Source organism: Gordonia sp. PDNC005 (assembly GCF_016919385.1).
In the GTDB taxonomy this organism is placed as follows: Bacteria; Actinomycetota; Actinomycetes; order Mycobacteriales; family Mycobacteriaceae; genus Gordonia.
This window is the reverse complement of sequence record NZ_CP070351.1, coordinates 506,029-522,033: the sequence shown is the minus strand read 5'-3', so window position 1 is coordinate 522,033 and position 16,005 is coordinate 506,029. Positions and strand designations below refer to the sequence as shown.

Sequence of the window (16,005 nt, the reverse complement as noted above, 5' to 3'; positions counted from 1 at the left end):
CAGCGAGTAAGTAGGGTTCAGGGCACAGACACGCAGGTCAGCACATAGAGGGAGAACGTCATGCCGTCAATCGTCATCACCGGTGGAGCCGCCGGAATCGGACTCGCCACCGCCAAGCTGTTCCGTTCCCACGGTTGGACGGTCGGCATCTACGACGTGGACAAGGCCGCTCTCGCCTCAGCTGCCGCCGACGACCCCGAGTTGATCACCGGTGTTCTCGACGTCCGCGACCCCGACCAGTGGGACGCGGCCCTCGCCGACTTCACTTCGCACACCGACGGACAGCTCGACGTCCTCGACAACAACGCCGGCATCCTGCTGTCGGGGAATCTCGCCGACATCAGCCCGGAGGCGATCAAAACACAGATCGACATCGACGCCCTCGGCGTCACACTCGGCGCCCGCGCCGCGCACAAGTACCTCAAGGCGACGCCGGACAGTCATCTCGTCAACATCGCATCGGCCTCGGCGATCTACGGCCAGCCCGGCATCGCGACGTACAGCGCCACGAAGTTCTTCGTCGCCGGCCTCACCGAAGCCCTCGAACTCGAATGGCAGCAGGACGACATCCGGGTGGTCTCCATCTGGCCGCTCTGGGCGCAGACCGCACTCGCCGAGGACACGGACGCGAAGAGCACCCGCACCCTCGGCGTCCGGCTGACCGCCGAGGACGTCGCCGCGAAGGTGTGGGAGTCGGTGCATCCATCGACTGTCGACCGTCTCCTGTCACGGACCAGCTACTCCGTCGGAGTGCAGACCACGATCCTCGGCAACGCGGCCAAGTTCATCCCGAACGTCCTCAACCGCGGCGTCAACAAACTGCTGGCGCAGTAGGGCGCCGCCGTCAGCGGTCTGCTGCGACGAGATCGGCGCAGTGTTCACCGACCATCATCACCGTGATGTTCGGATTCACCGACGTGTGCTCGGGAAACACCGACGCGTCCGCGACGCGGAGCCCGTCGACGCCCTTGACCCGTAGTCGGGCGTCGACGGGAGCGTCGTCCGAGGACCCCATGGCCGCCGTCCCGACAGGGTGATAGACGGTGTTGTGGGTGGCGCGGATGTACGTTGCGAGATCGGCGTCGTCGACCACACCCGGACCGGGGAACAGTTCGTCGCCCGCCCACTGCGCCATCGCCGGTTGGGCGACAATCTCGCGGGCCCGGCGGATGCCGGCGGTCATGATTCGGATGTCATATCCCTCGGGGTCGCTGAAATAGCGAGGATCGACGAGCGGCTTGTCGCGGAAATCGCACGACCGGAGTCGGACGGTGCCTCGAGATCGAGCGTGTGTCACATTCGGCGTCAGACAGAACACGTTGTCCGCTGTCGGATACCCCTGCCGGACCGTGTGCATGTCGAACGGCACGCTGCCGTAATGCATCATCAGATCCGGCCGATCCAGGCCGTCGTCGACCATGTCGAACACGCCGATCTCCCACCACTGGGTGGAGTCGACGGGCATCGGCTGCTTCGCGACCCAGGAGATGACGCCCTCGGGATGGTCCTGCAGGTTCAGCCCCACCCCGGGTGAGTCGACGAGTACGTCGATCCCGTGATCGGCCAAGTGCGCCGCAGGTCCGATGCCCGACAGCATGAGCAGCTTCGGGGTGTCGATGGCGCCCGCCGACAGGATGAGTTCCCGCTCCGCGGTGATCGTCCGAGCTCGTCCGAACTGGTTGTCGACCACTTGGACGCCGGTGCACCGGGTGCCGTCGAACATCAGACGGGTGGCCCGCAATCCGGTCAGAAGGGTGAAGTTCGGGCGGTCGGCGATCGGATGGATGTACGACACCGACGACGACGAGCGAGTGCCGTCTGCGCGTCGGTTGATCTGGAAGAAGTTCGCACCGCGAGTGACGGTGGTCCCCGTGTTGAACCGGGTTGTCGGGATTCCGGCCTGGGCCGCCGCTTCGAGCAGTGCGACCCCGCAGGGGTCGTTGGGCGGCACGTTCATCAAATGAACCGGGCCGCTGTCGCCGTGGTGCGGAGCATCCGGGCCCGCGTCCTCATTGGTCTCCAGACGTGCGAGCACCGGCCACATGGCGTCGGCGTCCCAGCCTGTGGCGCCGAACGTGGTCGCCCACTCGTTCAGGTCCTCACGCGGCGGCCAGAACGCGATGCACGAGTTGTGAGACGAGCAGCCGCCGAGCACCTTGGCGCGCGCGTGCCGCAGGAACGAGTTGCCTGACGCCTGCGGTTCGACCGGGTAGTCCCAGTCGTAACCGGATTCGAGCAGTTCCATCCACCTGTTCAGCCGGAGCACTTCGTCAATGCCTCGATCGTCGGGTCCCGCCTCGATCAGCGCGACGCGCACCGACGGGTCGTCGGACAGTCGTGCCGCAGCCGCACAGCCGGCGGAGCCGCCGCCGACCACAACATAGTCGAAAGAATCCGTGGTCATCAGTCCTCCTCGGGCCGTCGGTCAGCGAACCAGCCGGTGACCTCGGGTGCGATGTTCTGGTAGACGTGTTTCGCCTCGCGGTACTCGTCCAGGCCGGTGGGTCCGAGTTCACGTCCGACGCCGGACTGCCCGAAGCCACCCCATTCGGCTTGCGGAAGGTACGGGTGGAAGTCGTTGATCCAGATGGTTCCGTGTCGCAGGCGGTTCGCGATGCGCTGCGCCTTGCCCGCATTCTCCGTCCACACGGCCCCGGCCAACCCGTAGACCGTGTCGTTGGCGATGGCGACGGCGTCGTCTTCGTCGGTGAACGTCTCCACGGTGACGACGGGGCCGAAGGCTTCGTCGGTCACCACCGACATGCCCCGCTTGCACTGGTCGAGCACTGTCATCCGGTAGTAGAAGCCCGCATCGAGGTCGCTTGTCCCCGAGGTGCCCGTCGCGTAGTCACCGCCACATCTCAGGCGAGCCCCTTCGGCGACGCCCGCCTGAACGTAGGCGTGCACCTTCTCTCGGTGCGCCGCGGAGATGAGCGGACCGGTCTCCGCGGAGTCGTCGAACGGTCCGCCGAGCGTGATCTGGCCCGCACGCTCGACCAATGCGTCGACGAACCTCTCGGCGATCGACTCCTCGACGACGAGGCGCGCACCCGCCGAGCAGACCTGCCCGGAGTGCACGAATGCGGCGTTGAGCGCGTTGTCGACGGCGGCGTCGAAGTCGGCGTCGGCGAACACGACGTTCGGGTTCTTGCCTCCTAGTTCGAGCGCCACCTTCTTGACTGTCGCGGCCGCCGACGCCGCGATCACCCGTCCGGTGACGAGTCCGCCGGTGAACGACACCAGGTCGACATCGGGGTGACCGGAGAGCGGAGGGCCCGCCGTCGCGCCTGCGCCCGTCACCAGGTTCGCAACGCCTGCGGGCAGTCCCAGCTCGTCGAGCAGGCGCATTGTCAGGATCGCCGTGTGCGGTGTCAGTTCTGCGGGTTTGAGGACAAACGAGCACCCGGCGGCGAGCGCGGGCCCGATCTTCCAGGCCGCCTGCAGCAGCGGGTAGTTCCACGGTGTGATCAGTCCGCACACACCGACCGGCTCGTACTGGATTCGGCTGACGACACTCTCCGACCCTGCGTCGACCAGCCGTCCGGCGTCCTTCGATGCGAGTTCGGCGAAGTAGTCGAAGCAGTTCGCGATGTCGTCCATGTCGATCCGGGATTCGACGATCCGCTTGCCGGTGTCCAACGACTCCGCGCGGGCGAACTCCTCCTGTCGCTCGCGGATCCCTGCCGCCAGGCCGGCGAGCAGCTTGCCTCGCTGTCCGGCGGGCACCGACGCCCATCGCCGATCGTCGAACGACCGACGGGCGGCCTCGATCGCCCTGACCGTGTCTGCCGACCCGGCTTCACTGACTGTTCCGACGAGCGATCCGTCCGCCGGACAGCGGATCTCGCGAGTCGCCCCATCGGCCGAGGCCTCCCATCGACCGTCGATGAACAGGGTCTGTGCGTTCACTTGACCTCCTTGGTCTGTCCGCTTGTCGCTTGTCGGTCTGGTCCGCCGAGTTCGGCCTGTTCCGCCTCGAGCATCTCTTCCACGAAGTCGGCCGACCAGTCGACGGTCTGTTCGTTGGACACTGTCGCCGACGCACTGTTGACGCCTTCGATGTAGTGGTGGTGTCGCTCGTAGTGGTCGAGCACATTCGAACTGATCTGCGCCTTGGTGAGCCCGTACACGTCGAACCCCTCGCTGCCCTGAGCAGTGAACACCTCGAGCCGGAAGAACTTGTCCCGGCTCTCCGGGGTCCGGCCGAACACCGGGGTGGGATGCCGGGTGGGATACACCTGATAGTGGAATCTCGGCCCGTCGCCGAGGTCCACGTCCAGATGATGGCTGTTGAGGTCGTAAGCGTCGACGTACGCCGACCCGACCACCGCGGACATCCCCGATCGCACCAGTTCGTCCGCGACGTCGGCGAGCGCAGGCCGCACCACCGATTCGGAGAACCGCGCGACATCGTCTCGGTCGGGATAGTGCACCAGCCGCTCGACCCGCTGCCGCCAATTGAGGGCGGTCCCGCCCGACGCACGGTGGGACAGCGCGTGTGTCATCGCCTCGCGACGCGAAGCGACCCAGTGCCCTTCCGCCCGCAACGCTCGGAACAGTCCGAGCATCATCAGCGCGACGACGACGGCGAACGGCAGGCCCATGATGACCGTTGCGTTCTGCAGGGTGGTGATGCCGCCGATGAGCAGCATCGCCATCGTCAGGCCTCCGGTTGCAAGCGCCCAGAAGATCCGGACCCACTTCGCACCGTCCGATTCGTTGTCGGAGATGTGGGAACTGAAGTGAGCCATGACGAGCGCACCGGAGTCGGCACTGGTGATGTAGAACAGCAGCCCGGTGAATGTCGCGATGACCACGAGCAGCGGCGCGGCCGGGTACTCGTGCAGCAGGGCGTAGAACGCCTTCTCCGGGGTGTCGACGGCGGTCGTCGCGAAGTCGCCGTCACGTCGGGCGACTTCGAGTGCGCTGTTCCCGAAGACGGAGATCCAGATGAGGATGAACGCGAACGGCACTGTCAAAGTGCCGAGGACGAACTGCCTGATGGTCCGACCTCGGGAGATCCGGGCGAGGAACAGTCCGACGAAGGGCGCCCACGCGATCCACCACGCCCAGAAGAACAGCGTCCACGTCGCCTTCCATTCGCCAGTGTCCTGGTAGGCGAAGGTGTCTAGCGCCATGCCGGGGAAACGGCTCGCGAAGTCGCCGATGTTCTGGACGAGCCCGTTCATCAGGTAGGTCGTCGATCCGGCGATCAGGATGAAGAGCAGCAGTCCGATCGCGATCACCACATTGATCTCAGACAGCCGCTTCACGCCCTTGTCGACGCCGGACACCGCAGACAGGATCGCGATGACCACGGCGACGGCGATCAGACCGGCCTGCGCCCAATGACTCTGTGCGATTCCGAACAAGTCCTCGAGGCCGACGTTGAGCTGTGCGACACCGATGCCGAGGCTGGTGGCGAGACCGAAGATCGCGCCGAGGAGTGCGGCGATGTCGACGGAGTCGCCGAGAAGACCGTCGATTCTGTCTCCGAAGATCGGCTGCAGCGCCGACCGCAGGCTCAGCGGCTTGTTGTACCGGTAGGCGAAGTAGCCCAACGACATGCCGACCAGCGCGTACAGGGCCCATCCGATGATTCCGTAGTGGAACAGGGTCCATACGACGGCCTGCCGTGTGGCCTCCATCGTCTGTCCTTGTCCGGTGGGCGGCGCCATCCACTGCGTCACCGGTTCGGCGACGGAGAAGAACATGAGGTCGATGCCGATGCCGGCCGCGAAAAGCATCGCCGTCCAGGAGAAGAGCCGGTACGCGGGTTTGGAGTGGTCGGGTCCTAGTTTCACGCCACCGACCCGAGAGAAGGCCGCCCACAGAACGAACAGCAGGACCGCCACTACCAGGGCGATGTAGAACCATCCGAGTTCGTCCGCGACCCAGGTGACAGCCGCTTGAATCACGCGGTCCGCGCCGGCCGTGTCGACCAGCGCCCACACGATGATCGCAACCACTCCGGCGCTCGCTCCGAAGAACACCCTCTTGTTGACGGGAATCGAGGGCGGGACGGCGGGCTCGACGCCGTCCGGATCGTCCGATGCCGACTGCTGAACCTGCGTCACGACCACTCCCCTGACGAACTGTGTCTGCGTTACGTGAGTTTCCGGTTTCGTTCCGTGCCCAACCTACGCAGAAGCCGCCCGATGCATCGGGGTCGTGACAGCATCGAGACTTCTTTGTGACGACAAAAGGCTGCGGCCGGTAGGAGATCCCACCGGCCGCAGCCTTTGTAGTTCAGTTGTCGCGAGCTACGCTCAGCGACGGTCGAGATCGACCAGGCCAAGCTTGACAGCCTTGACCAGGCGACGCGGCATACGCTGCGACACGCCGTTGATCTTCTCTTCCTGCAGGGTGACGTTATCCGCCTTCCACTGCGAACGACGGCTACGGGTGTTCGCCCGCGACATCCGGCGCTTCGGTACTGCCATGGTTCTCGCCTTCCTCACGTTCGGCGCGGGCATGGGTCCGGGTCTCTCCCGACCCGCCACAACCCGCTGATCGCCTGTATCCACGGCAATCCGTCCGCGGCACACAACCTGAACAGATTAACCGGCCGAGAGCCCTTGTGGCAAAACGAGTCGACCGGGCCTACTCTTGCCCGCGTGTCTGGCGTCATCTCGGGGTTCACAGTGATCTTCCTCGTCGTCGGCCTCGGCTACATCCTGGGGCGAACGGGGGCCCTCGGCGATCATGCGTCGACCACCCTCGCTCGCCTCGTGTTCTTCGTCTGCACCCCCGCACTACTTCTGCATTCGCTGGCCACCAGCGACCTGTCGGTGGTGTTCTCCCCGACCCTCGCCGTCGCGTCCGTCTCTGCACTGACGATGGGCCTGATCTATCTGCTCGTGGCGCGTTTCTGGCTCAGGCGGCCGATCCCAGAAGTGACGATCGGAGCACTGTCGGCGTCATACGTGAACAGCGTCAATCTCGGCCTGCCGATCGCGATCTTCGTGCTCGACGACGCGTCGTTCATCGCGCCGCTGCTCCTGTTTCAGATCGTGTTCTACTCGCCCATCGCACTCGCAACGCTCGACCTGACGGCCCTCGACTCGGCCCATCGCGGGTCGGTGTGGAAGACCATCGCCGTCCCGCTACGCAACCCGATCCTGATCGGCGGGGTGATCGGTCTCGCATTGTCGTTGAGTGGATGGACGCCGCCGCAGGCGATTCTCGAACCCGCGGACATGCTCGGCCAGGCGTCGGTGCCGCTCGCGCTCCTGACTTTCGGCCTGACCCTCACGGGCACCACGATCTTCGCCAAGGGCGAGAGTCCCCGACGCGACGTCGCCGTGGCGTCGTTCCTCAAGGCGATCGTGATGCCCGCACTCGCGTACGTCGTCGCCCGGTGGATGTTCGGCATGACTGGACACGACCTGTTCGCCCAGGTGGTGATCGCGGCCCTGCCCACCGCACAGAACGTGCTCGTCTACGCCACCAGGTACGGCCGCGGTGTCGTCCTGGCCCGCGACACCGCGCTGATCACCACGATCCTGTCGATCCCGGTCATCGCTCTCATCGCGTTGCTGTTGGCGTAGCCACATGCTCAGCCGAGCCTCGCGAGCACCGCGCGGTGATCGGCACCGGAGATCGTGTGTGTCGTCACCGCTGACGCCCCGAATCCACGGACGAGGACGTGATCGATGCCGACGACCGGCGGGTACCACTTGTCGGTGGGATAGGTGCGGAGCAGACCAGCCCCTGCGAGGTCTGCTGCGTCGGCGAACCCACCGGACAGGAGTCGTCGGAACTGCGTGTGGTCGGTGGTGGCATTGAAGTCACCGAGCGCGATGACCGGCCGCTCAGAGGGCGCCGATTCGATGGCGGCGTGCAGCCGATCGAGCTCTTCCGCCCAATCGGACGGAAAGCTGGGCGGCACCGGATGGACGGCGAACACCTGCACCTCGCCGACGTTCGGCACCGTGACGACCGCAGTCAAATTCTCCAACCCGAAGCCGTCGAGTGAGGCCGGCGTGGACAGCTCGTTCCTGCTGTAGATCGCGGTTCCACCGGCGAGTGCGCGAGGCCGAACGAACGAGTACGGCAGATCCCGCGCGATTGTCGACTCGGATATCCGCTGTGCCGCGTCCGGGGTCAGCTCCTCGACCGCGAGCACGTCGACCTGGTTCTCTCGGACGAGAGACGCCAGTTCGTTGATGTCGCCCATTCCCAACTGGATGTTCGAGGTGAGCACCGTGAGCGCCTCACCCGTCGGCGGATCGTCCGATACGAAGAGAGGTGCGTGAACCGCGAACCCGGAGACCGCGACAACTGCGACCATCGCTCCGCCGACCCACCGTGTACGGCCGCGCAGCGCGAACACAGCAGCGGCCGCGACGACGATCGCGATCACGAACACGTACTGCGACACCGATGCCGCGGCGATCACGGGCACACTCGCACCGGGCCAGTACCGGCTCCCGACAGCGACGACCGCCGCGAACAGCGCCACGGCTCCGCCGACGACGACAGCCTTCCGGAGGAACAGTCTCATCCGGCCATTCTGCCGAGAATTCGTATTCAGTGCCGGGTCAGACGATTCCTGCGGCCTCCGCTGCTCTCCGATACGCGGCCGCGAGAGTCGTGACGGTCTCGTGGGCGTTGAGTCCGCTCGGGTTGGGCAGCACCCAGATCGTCGCATCGCCGATCTGGCGGTCCTGCTCGCCGACAGTCGCCTTCGGTTCCCCGAACGCCGAGCGGTAGGCAGTCACTCCGAGCACTGCCAGCACCCGTGGACGTACCCGTTCCACCGTTCGGACGAGGTTCCGACCGCCGACCTCCAGTTCGGCGCGGCTCAGATCCGACGCCTTCGCGGTGGCGCGCGCGACGACATTGGTGATCCCGACGCCGGCAGCCGTCAGCGCGCGGGCATCGTCGTCGCTCATCCCCGCCGATGCGTCGATCAGCCGCTCCGTGATCCCCGCGGCGTACAACGCCGGATAGAAACGGTTGCCCGGCCGCGCGAAGTGTGCGCCGGTCGCCGCCGTCCACAGTCCCGGGTTGATGCCGGAGATCAACAGCCGACAGTCGGGCCCGATCAGGTCGGGGACAGTCGTGTCGGTGTAGCTCAGCAGTTCTGCACGCGAGAAGCTCACTCATCTACGACTACCACTGCGCGGATGGTTACTCAGCCGCAACATTTCCGACTGCTTCCGCAATATTCCGAGAGCACGATGCGTTCATGAACGCCTCGATGCAGTCCTCGACGGCCCCGACTCCTGTCGCACCGTATCTTCCGACGGCCGATGCGGTGGACGAGATGTATCGAAGCGACGGCAGCGTGCGTCCCCCTTACCGCGGGATCGACGGTGCTCTGCGGGCGCTGGAACCGTCCGATCTGCGTGCTCGCCTCGACGCCCTGCACCGGGCCCTGGCAGACCAGGGCATCACGTTCACGCTGTCCGGCACCGAACGGCCGCTCCCCCTCGATCCGATTCCCCGGATCATCGACGCGGCAGAGTGGAGAACTGTGGAACGTGGGGTCGCCCAACGTGTGCGGGCCTTGGAGAAGTTCCTCGACGACGTCTACGGAGAACAGGCGATCCTCGCCGATGGTGTCCTACCGCGCCGGCTGATCCACTCGTGCGAACACTTCCACCGGCAGGCCGCAGGAATCAGGCCGCCGAACGGTGTCCGTATCCACGTTGCGGGAATCGATCTGATCCGCGATGAGCAGGGCGAACTACGCGTCCTCGAAGACAACGTGCGCTCGCCGTCTGGAGTCTCCTACGTGATGGAGAACAGGCGAACCATCGCGCGAATCTTCCCAGACCTGTTCTCGACCCACGCCGTACGCGCGGTCGGCGACTATCCCCGCCATCTCCTGCGAGCCCTGCGGGCGTCGGCGCCGTCGAATGTCGCCGACCCGACCGTGGTCGTGCTTACCCCAGGCGTCGCGAACTCCGCGTACTTCGAGCATTCGTTGCTGGCCCGGCAGATGGGCGTGGAACTCGTCGAAGGGCGTGACCTGTTCTGTCGGGACAACGTGGTCTTCATGCGAACCACCGCGGGCGACACCCGCGTGGACGTCGTGTACCGACGCATCGACGACGACTACCTCGATCCGATGCATTTCCGCCCCGACTCGATGCTCGGCGTGGCAGGCCTGGTCAACGCGGCGCGCGAAGGCAACGTCGTGATCTCAAGCGCCGTCGGCAACGGAGTCGCCGACGACAAGCTCATCTACACCTATGTGCCCGACATCATTCGGTACTACCTCGGCGAGGAGCCCGTGCTGCGGAACGTGGAGAGCCTGCGGTGCTGGCTGCCCGACGAACGCGAAGAAGTGATCGACCGCATCGACGAGCTCGTCGTCAAACCGGTCGAGGGCAGCGGCGGCTACGGGATCGTGTTCGGACCGGATGCATCACCCCTCGAAAGAGAATCCGCGATCGCAGCGATCCGGGCCAACCCGCGCGGCTGGATCGCTCAGCCGATGATCTCGCTCTCGACCAACCCGACGATGATCGACGATCGACTCGCACCGCGGCACGTCGACCTTCGTCCCTTCGCCGTCAATGACGGCTCGTCGGTGTGGGTGCTTCCCGGCGGCCTGACGCGGGTCGCACTGAACGAAGGCTCCCTCGTCGTCAACTCGTCCCAGGGCGGCGGATCCAAAGACACGTGGGTCCTGGCGACCCGTCCGAAACCGACAGCTCCTGGACCGGCCGCCGTCGACGATCAGTTGGAACTGCTCCGCCCGATGCCATCTGCTTCCGCGCCCGTTGTCGCCGAACAGGAGCGTCAGCAGCAGCAGTCGTCTTGTACCGGAGGTTCTCGATGATGCTCTCTCGAAACGCCGAGTCGCTGTACTGGATCGGCAGGTACACCGAACGAGCTGACGACATGTCGCGCATCCTCGACGTCGCCGTTCACCAACTCCTCGAGGACCCGACCATCGATGTGGCGGCCGCCGTCGAGCACGTCACCACGGTCCTCGGCTTCACTCCTGAGCTCGATCGGCACCGGACGGTGTGGAGCCTCACCGAACAGGTCGCCTACGACCGGTCCGACCCCAGGTCGATCGTGGGACTGATCGGGGCCGCCCGCGAGAATGCCCGCGGCGCTCGCGAAGTGATCTCCGGCGAGATGTGGGAATGCCTGAACGCCACCTACAACGACCTCGGCGACGCCGAACTACGAGCCCGACGACTCGGGCCGCACGAGTTCCTCAGCTACATCAAAGCGAGGACCGCGATGTTCGCCGGACTGACCGACGCCACCCTCAGCCACGACGACGGCTACAGTTACCTGCTCGTCGGACGTTCCGTCGAGCGGGTCGACATGATCGTCCGGATGCTCCACGCGAGATCCGGTGGCGCGGGAGGCGCGCCGTCGTGGATGAGCGTCCTGATCGCGGCAGGCGCGCAGGACACCTTCATCCGAACACATCGCGGGAGCCTCGACGCCGAGCGCGTCGTTGAGTTCATCCTGCTGGATCGACTGTTTCCACGTTCGGTGTTCCACGCCCTCCGTTCGGCGGAACTCAATCTCGCGGCGCTCGACCGGACACCGGACCGCGTCGGCGCTCAATCCAGAGCTCTGACGCTCCTCGGGCGCGCACGAAGCTCCCTCGAGTTCGTCGACGCGTCGACTCTCACCGCTGACCTGTCGACACATCTCAGCCTGCTGCAAGACACCTGTCGAGCTGTCAGCGAGTCGATATCGGCGGAGCACTTCCACCCTGCACCCTTCGTCTCGTGGACTGATGCGAGCCTGTCTCTGGAGGTCCGATGACTGCCCGACTCCGAGTCGTCCACACCACCGGGTTCACTTACACCTCGCCTGTCGCGTCGTCGTACAACGAAGCCCGCCTCACCCCGCGCACCGACTCCCATCAGAATGTCGTCGCGTCGCACATCGACACCTCCCCTCCGGTCCACCAGTTCCGATACACCGATTACTGGGGAACGCTGGTCACCGCATTCGACGTGCACACACCTCACGATCGACTCGAGGTGACCGGCACAACTGTCGTCGAGACCGCGTCGCCCACGCCGCGCACCGACTCGATCGATTGGGCCGCGCTGCATGCAGACACTGTTGTGGACGACTTCGACGAGATGCTCGCGGCGACCGACTACACGCCGTTCACCGACGACTTGGCCGACTTCGCACGAGGCATCACCGGCGGACTGACACCTGCCGACGCGGTCGTCGCCGTGGTCGCCGCCGTACACGATCAGATGACGTACCGTCCGGGGAGCACGGGGGTTTACACGACAGCTCCGGACGCGTGGGACCGGCGCGCAGGTGTTTGTCAGGACTACGCCCACATCGCGTTGGCGATGATCCGGAGCCTGGGGATCCCCGCCCGCTACGTGTCCGGCTACCTTCTCCCCCGGTCCGACTCGGACATCGGCGAGGCTGTGGACGGCGAATCCCACGCTTGGATCGAGACCTGGACCGGGCAGTGGTGTGGCATCGATCCGACGAATGCGATTGAGATCGGCACCAACCACGTCGTGGTGGGCACCGGTCGTGACTACGCCGACGTCACTCCTGTCAAAGGGATTGTCACCGGCGGCGGCAGCTCAGGTCTAGACGTGAGAGTTCGCATGACTCGGCTGGCGTGACCTCATCCGGAACGACGAGCCCGGAGGTAGTCGCCGACGACGGCGGCGCCGAGCCCGTCGAGTTCCGGCGCCACCACCCGGCCGCCGATGCGGCGCGCGACACGGTCGATGAAGTTCGCCAGTCCCGGATCGTCTCCGAGTCGGAAGAACGTGATCTGCGTGCCCATCCGCGACAGGTGATCGAGCTCGTGAACTGTCTTCCCGATGGTCTCGGGGTGCGGCGGATACCAGAAGAACGCCTCACCGTCCGGCTCGAGATGAGCCGTCGGCTCACCGTCGGTGACAATGAGAACCACCGGCTGGGCGTTCGGAAACCGACGCAGATGGCGGTGCGCCAATAGGAGCGCGTGATGGAGGTTGGTGCCCTGCTCCATCCTCGGTTCCAGCCCGGTGAGTTCGTCGACCGTCGTCGACCGTGCGTGCCTGCCGAACTCGATGAGGTGCAGTTCGTCGGACCGGAAGCGAGTGGAGATCAGCTGGTTCAACGCGAGTGCGGTTCGCTTCATCGGCGTCCAACGGCCCTCCATGACCATGGAGAACGACGTGTCGACGAGCAGCACCACCGCGGCCTGGGTTCGCGCTTCGGTCTCGGTCACCTCGACGTCACGGACGTCGATCTGCACTCCCCGGGCCGGGTCGCTCTGTTCGGCGACCGTGCGGAGCACGGCGTTGGTGACAGTCCGAGTCACGTCCCAGGGCTCGGTGTCGCCGAACGCCCACTCCCGACTGGCGCCGGTCGGCTCACCGAGTCGGCCTGCCAGATCGGTCCGACGGTCGCCGCCGCGAGACGACAGCTGCGCGGCGACGTCCTTCAAGATCGACTGACCGAGACGGCGCATCGCCTTCGGGCTGAGTTTCATCGATCCATCCGGGTCACGCCGGAAGAAACCCTGGTCGCGCAGGGCTTTCTCGAGTTCGGTCAGCGTCCGCGCGTCGACGGCGGCGTCGTCGCCGAGCTGTCGCGCGAGCGCGTCGAGGTCGATGTCCTCCATCTGCGCACCCGCGTACGACTGCGAGAGTTGTTCGGCGAGTTCTTCGAGTTCGGCGATGTCCCTCAGCGCCGCCGCACCCTCACCCATGCCCATCGGCTGGTCGCCGGAGAACTCCTGCGATCCGCCCCAATTCAGGTCGGGTCTGGCTTGCCGCAGTGCGTCGTCCATCTGCGACAACGCGTTCATCAAGTCCGGTGAGCCGAACGCCTGCTGCGAGAGCCCCGCGAGCTCGGCCTGCTGCTCCGGAGTGAGCGAGTTGAAGAACTGTTGCGCGGCGGCGGACCGCTTGGCGAGAGCGTCGATGAGTTCGTCGACGTTCTGCGGGTTCTCCGGGAAGAACTCGCCGTGCGCATTCATGAATTCATCGAAGTCCTGCTGCGTGTCGGTGCCGTTGTTGTGCTTCGCGAGCAGGTTGTTGAGGTCGGCGAGCATGTCGGTGATCCGTTGCCGGTCCTCCGGTGTCGCACCTTCGAGTGCCTCCTTCATGCCCGCGAAACGCTGGTCGAGCGCCTCACGGCCGAGGAGATCAGATATCTTCTTGTACTCGGCCCCGGCCTGCGGACTGCGCCAGTTGTAGTCCGACAGCTCCTGGACTGCTTTCGCCGTCGATGCGGGAAGGTTGCCGATCTGCATCTCGGCGAACCGCGCATCGTCATCGAGGTCACGGGCGAGTTGTTTCCGCTCGGCTAGGACTGCGGAGTCGAGAAGTTCCCGGATCTCGTCGAACGTGCCGTCCAGATTCCGGTTCTTCAGCAGTTCCCGCCGACGTCTGTTGGCCTCTTCGGCGAGCCTGTCCAGCCCACGCGACGATGCCCCGCCGCGACGTAGGAACTCGCGCATGGCACGCTCCGGCGACACTCCCTGCATCACGTCGTCGCCGATGGCCGAGAGCGCCTCTCTCAAGTCGACCGGCGGCGCGAGCGGATCCGGCCCGCCGGTGTAGCGACCGTACCGAGAGCGGTGGAATCGATTACGCGCCATCACGTTCGAGTTCGTCGTCGATCACGACCGAGTACGACGTACGTCCCTGCTCGTCTTCGTCCTTCCCGATCCGCCTCGCGAGGAAGAGCCCTTCCAATGCGAGTTCCAGGGCACTGGCGCGTTCGGCGTCGTCGTCGGAGTCGAGGCGCGCCGCGATCTCGTCGAGTACGGCCAGGACCTCGGAGTCGTCACCGATCGCACCGATGACCTCAGCGGCGGGCACGCGGTCGCCGGTCAGGACCGGATGGCCCGCCTCGAGAGCTGCCACCAGTGGGCGCATGTCGAGACCGCCGAGATGCGCGCGGACCACGTCGGCGACCGACTTGCGGAGAAGGTAGTCGAGGATCTCCAGTTCGCGTCCCTCTTCACCGGACTCGAACTCGATCTTGCCGCGGAGCACCTCGATCACCGACTGCAGGTCGACCGGACGTGCGACGGGCAGATCCTCTCCGGTCACTGCGGCGCGGTGCAGGGCCGCGGCGGCGACCGTCTCGGCGGCCGCGATCGAGAACCGGGCGGACACACCGGACCGCTGATCGATCGACGGGTGCTCGCGCGCGTAACGGGTGAACCGAGCGAGCGTCTCGATCAAGTGCGTCGGGACACTCGCGACGAGGTCGGCCTCTTGCTCGACGACGTCGATCTCGTCATCCAGGTCGAGCGGGTAGTGAGTGCGGATCTCGGCGCCGAACCGGTCCTTGAGCGGTGTGATGATGCGACCGCGGTTCGTGTAATCCTCCGGGTTCGCACTGGCGGTGACGAGAACGTCGAGCGGCAGACGCAGGCTGTAGCCGCGGACCTGCACGTCGCGTTCCTCCATCACGTTCAGCATCGAGACTTGGATGCGTTCGGCGAGGTCGGGCAGCTCGTTGATGGCGATGATGCCGCGGTGCGACCGCGGGATCAGCCCGAAATGAATGGTCTCCGGGTCGCCGAGGCTGCGACCCGCGGCCACCTTCATCGGATCGATGTCGCCGACGAGGTCGGCCACCGACGTGTCGGGAGTCGCGAGCTTCTCTCGGTACCGCTCAGTGCGGTGCCGCCACGCGACGGGCAACGCGTCGCCGAGTTCACCCGCCCGCCGGATCGACTCCGGCAGGATCGGCGAGAACGGGTGCTCATCGAGTTCGGAACCGTCGATGACGGGTGTCCACTCGTCGAGGAGTCCGACAAGTGTGCGCAGCAGACGCGTCTTGCCCTGCCCGCGTTCGCCGAGCATGACAACGTCATGCCCGGCGATCAGGGCTCGCTCGAGCTGCGGTATCACGGTGTCGTCGAAGCCAACCACACCGGGCCAGGGATCGTCTCCGTTGCGCAGTGCGGCGAGGAGGTTGTGCCTGATCTCGTCCCGCACATCGCGTTCGATGTGATCGGACGCGCGCAGCTCGCCGAGGGTGTGGATCTGGGGAGGATTGCTGGAATCTGCCACGTGACCCACGTTACCC

13 protein-coding genes are annotated in these 16,005 nt (G+C 65.8%); 5 read left to right on the top strand and 8 right to left on the bottom strand.

From position 1 onward, the window contains the following. Positions 1–60 precede the first annotated feature (60 nt). The gene (locus JVX90_RS02535) at positions 61–834 is read left to right on the top strand and encodes an SDR family oxidoreductase (RefSeq protein ID WP_205330898.1); all 774 of its coding nucleotides are present in this window, start codon (positions 61–63) and stop codon (positions 832–834) included. 10 nt (positions 835–844) lie between these two features. Here the strand turns inward: JVX90_RS02535 and JVX90_RS02530 are convergent, their stop codons facing one another. The 4 genes from JVX90_RS02530 to rpmF all read right to left on the bottom strand — a co-directional run bounded on the left by JVX90_RS02530 (position 845) and on the right by rpmF (position 6,443). Further along, positions 845–2,404: a GMC family oxidoreductase N-terminal domain-containing protein gene (locus tag JVX90_RS02530; RefSeq protein ID WP_205330897.1), complete on the bottom strand. Its 1,560-nt coding sequence runs from the start codon at positions 2,402–2,404 to the stop codon at positions 845–847. Continuing rightward, positions 2,404–3,909, bottom strand: a complete 1,506-nt coding sequence (locus JVX90_RS02525; protein ID WP_205330896.1) for an aldehyde dehydrogenase family protein — start codon at positions 3,907–3,909, stop codon at positions 2,404–2,406. The genes JVX90_RS02530 and JVX90_RS02525 overlap by 1 nt, the downstream gene beginning before the upstream one ends. Then, positions 3,906–6,077, bottom strand: a complete 2,172-nt coding sequence (gene betT / locus JVX90_RS02520; RefSeq protein ID WP_205330895.1) for a choline BCCT transporter BetT — start codon at positions 6,075–6,077, stop codon at positions 3,906–3,908. Before betT ends, JVX90_RS02525 begins: the two co-directional genes overlap by 4 nt. A 192-nt stretch (positions 6,078–6,269) precedes the next feature. Next, a complete protein-coding gene (gene rpmF, locus JVX90_RS02515) occupies positions 6,270–6,443 on the bottom strand; it encodes a 50S ribosomal protein L32 (protein WP_008379013.1) in 174 nt (57 codons plus the stop codon). A 174-nt stretch (positions 6,444–6,617) separates the two neighbouring features. On the opposite strand from rpmF, the gene JVX90_RS02510 reads away from it, so the two are divergent. Then, a complete protein-coding gene (locus JVX90_RS02510; RefSeq protein ID WP_205330894.1) occupies positions 6,618–7,550 on the top strand; it encodes an AEC family transporter in 933 nt (310 codons plus the stop codon). Positions 7,551–7,558: 8 nt separating this feature from the next. On the opposite strand, the gene JVX90_RS02505 is transcribed toward JVX90_RS02510, so the two are convergent. Beyond that, a complete protein-coding gene (locus tag JVX90_RS02505; protein ID WP_205330893.1) occupies positions 7,559–8,506 on the bottom strand; it encodes an endonuclease/exonuclease/phosphatase family protein in 948 nt (315 codons plus the stop codon). Between the two features lie 37 nt (positions 8,507–8,543). After that, positions 8,544–9,107, bottom strand: a complete 564-nt coding sequence (mug, locus tag JVX90_RS02500; RefSeq protein ID WP_205330892.1) for a G/U mismatch-specific DNA glycosylase — start codon at positions 9,105–9,107, stop codon at positions 8,544–8,546. 98 nt (positions 9,108–9,205) lie between these two features. Here mug and JVX90_RS02495 point away from each other — a divergent pair, with 98 nt between their 5' ends. Genes JVX90_RS02495 through JVX90_RS02485 form a run of 3 tightly spaced genes read left to right on the top strand, consistent with a single transcriptional unit; the run spans position 9,206 to position 12,587 of the window. After that, positions 9,206–10,795 (top strand): circularly permuted type 2 ATP-grasp protein, encoded by a 1,590-nt coding sequence (locus JVX90_RS02495; protein WP_205332243.1) that lies wholly within the window; start codon positions 9,206–9,208, stop codon positions 10,793–10,795. Continuing rightward, a complete protein-coding gene (locus JVX90_RS02490) occupies positions 10,792–11,748 on the top strand; it encodes an alpha-E domain-containing protein (RefSeq protein WP_205330891.1) in 957 nt (318 codons plus the stop codon). The genes JVX90_RS02495 and JVX90_RS02490 overlap by 4 nt, the downstream gene beginning before the upstream one ends. Further along, positions 11,745–12,587 (top strand): transglutaminase family protein, encoded by an 843-nt coding sequence (locus tag JVX90_RS02485; protein WP_205330890.1) that lies wholly within the window; start codon positions 11,745–11,747, stop codon positions 12,585–12,587. The genes JVX90_RS02490 and JVX90_RS02485 overlap by 4 nt, the downstream gene beginning before the upstream one ends. 2 nt (positions 12,588–12,589) lie before the next feature. On the opposite strand, the gene JVX90_RS02480 is transcribed toward JVX90_RS02485, so the two are convergent. After that, a complete protein-coding gene (locus JVX90_RS02480) occupies positions 12,590–14,560 on the bottom strand; it encodes a VWA domain-containing protein (protein ID WP_205330889.1) in 1,971 nt (656 codons plus the stop codon). After that, positions 14,550–15,989, bottom strand: a complete 1,440-nt coding sequence (locus JVX90_RS02475) for a magnesium chelatase (RefSeq protein ID WP_205330888.1) — start codon at positions 15,987–15,989, stop codon at positions 14,550–14,552. Before JVX90_RS02475 ends, JVX90_RS02480 begins: the two co-directional genes overlap by 11 nt. Positions 15,990–16,005: the final 16 nt, after the last annotated feature.

Coding starts and splice junctions, on each gene's coding strand:
- JVX90_RS02535 (WP_205330898.1), top strand. CDS start 61: ATGCCGTCAATCGTCATCACCGGTGGAGCCGCCGGAATCGGACTCGCC.
- JVX90_RS02530 (WP_205330897.1), bottom strand. CDS start 2,404: ATGACCACGGATTCTTTCGACTATGTTGTGGTCGGCGGCGGCTCCGCC.
- rpmF (WP_008379013.1), bottom strand. CDS start 6,443: ATGGCAGTACCGAAGCGCCGGATGTCGCGGGCGAACACCCGTAGCCGT.
- JVX90_RS02505 (WP_205330893.1), bottom strand. CDS start 8,506: ATGAGACTGTTCCTCCGGAAGGCTGTCGTCGTCGGCGGAGCCGTGGCG.
- JVX90_RS02495 (WP_205332243.1), top strand. CDS start 9,206: ATGCAGTCCTCGACGGCCCCGACTCCTGTCGCACCGTATCTTCCGACG.
- JVX90_RS02490 (WP_205330891.1), top strand. CDS start 10,792: ATGATGCTCTCTCGAAACGCCGAGTCGCTGTACTGGATCGGCAGGTAC.
- JVX90_RS02485 (WP_205330890.1), top strand. CDS start 11,745: ATGACTGCCCGACTCCGAGTCGTCCACACCACCGGGTTCACTTACACC.
- JVX90_RS02480 (WP_205330889.1), bottom strand. CDS start 14,560: ATGGCGCGTAATCGATTCCACCGCTCTCGGTACGGTCGCTACACCGGC.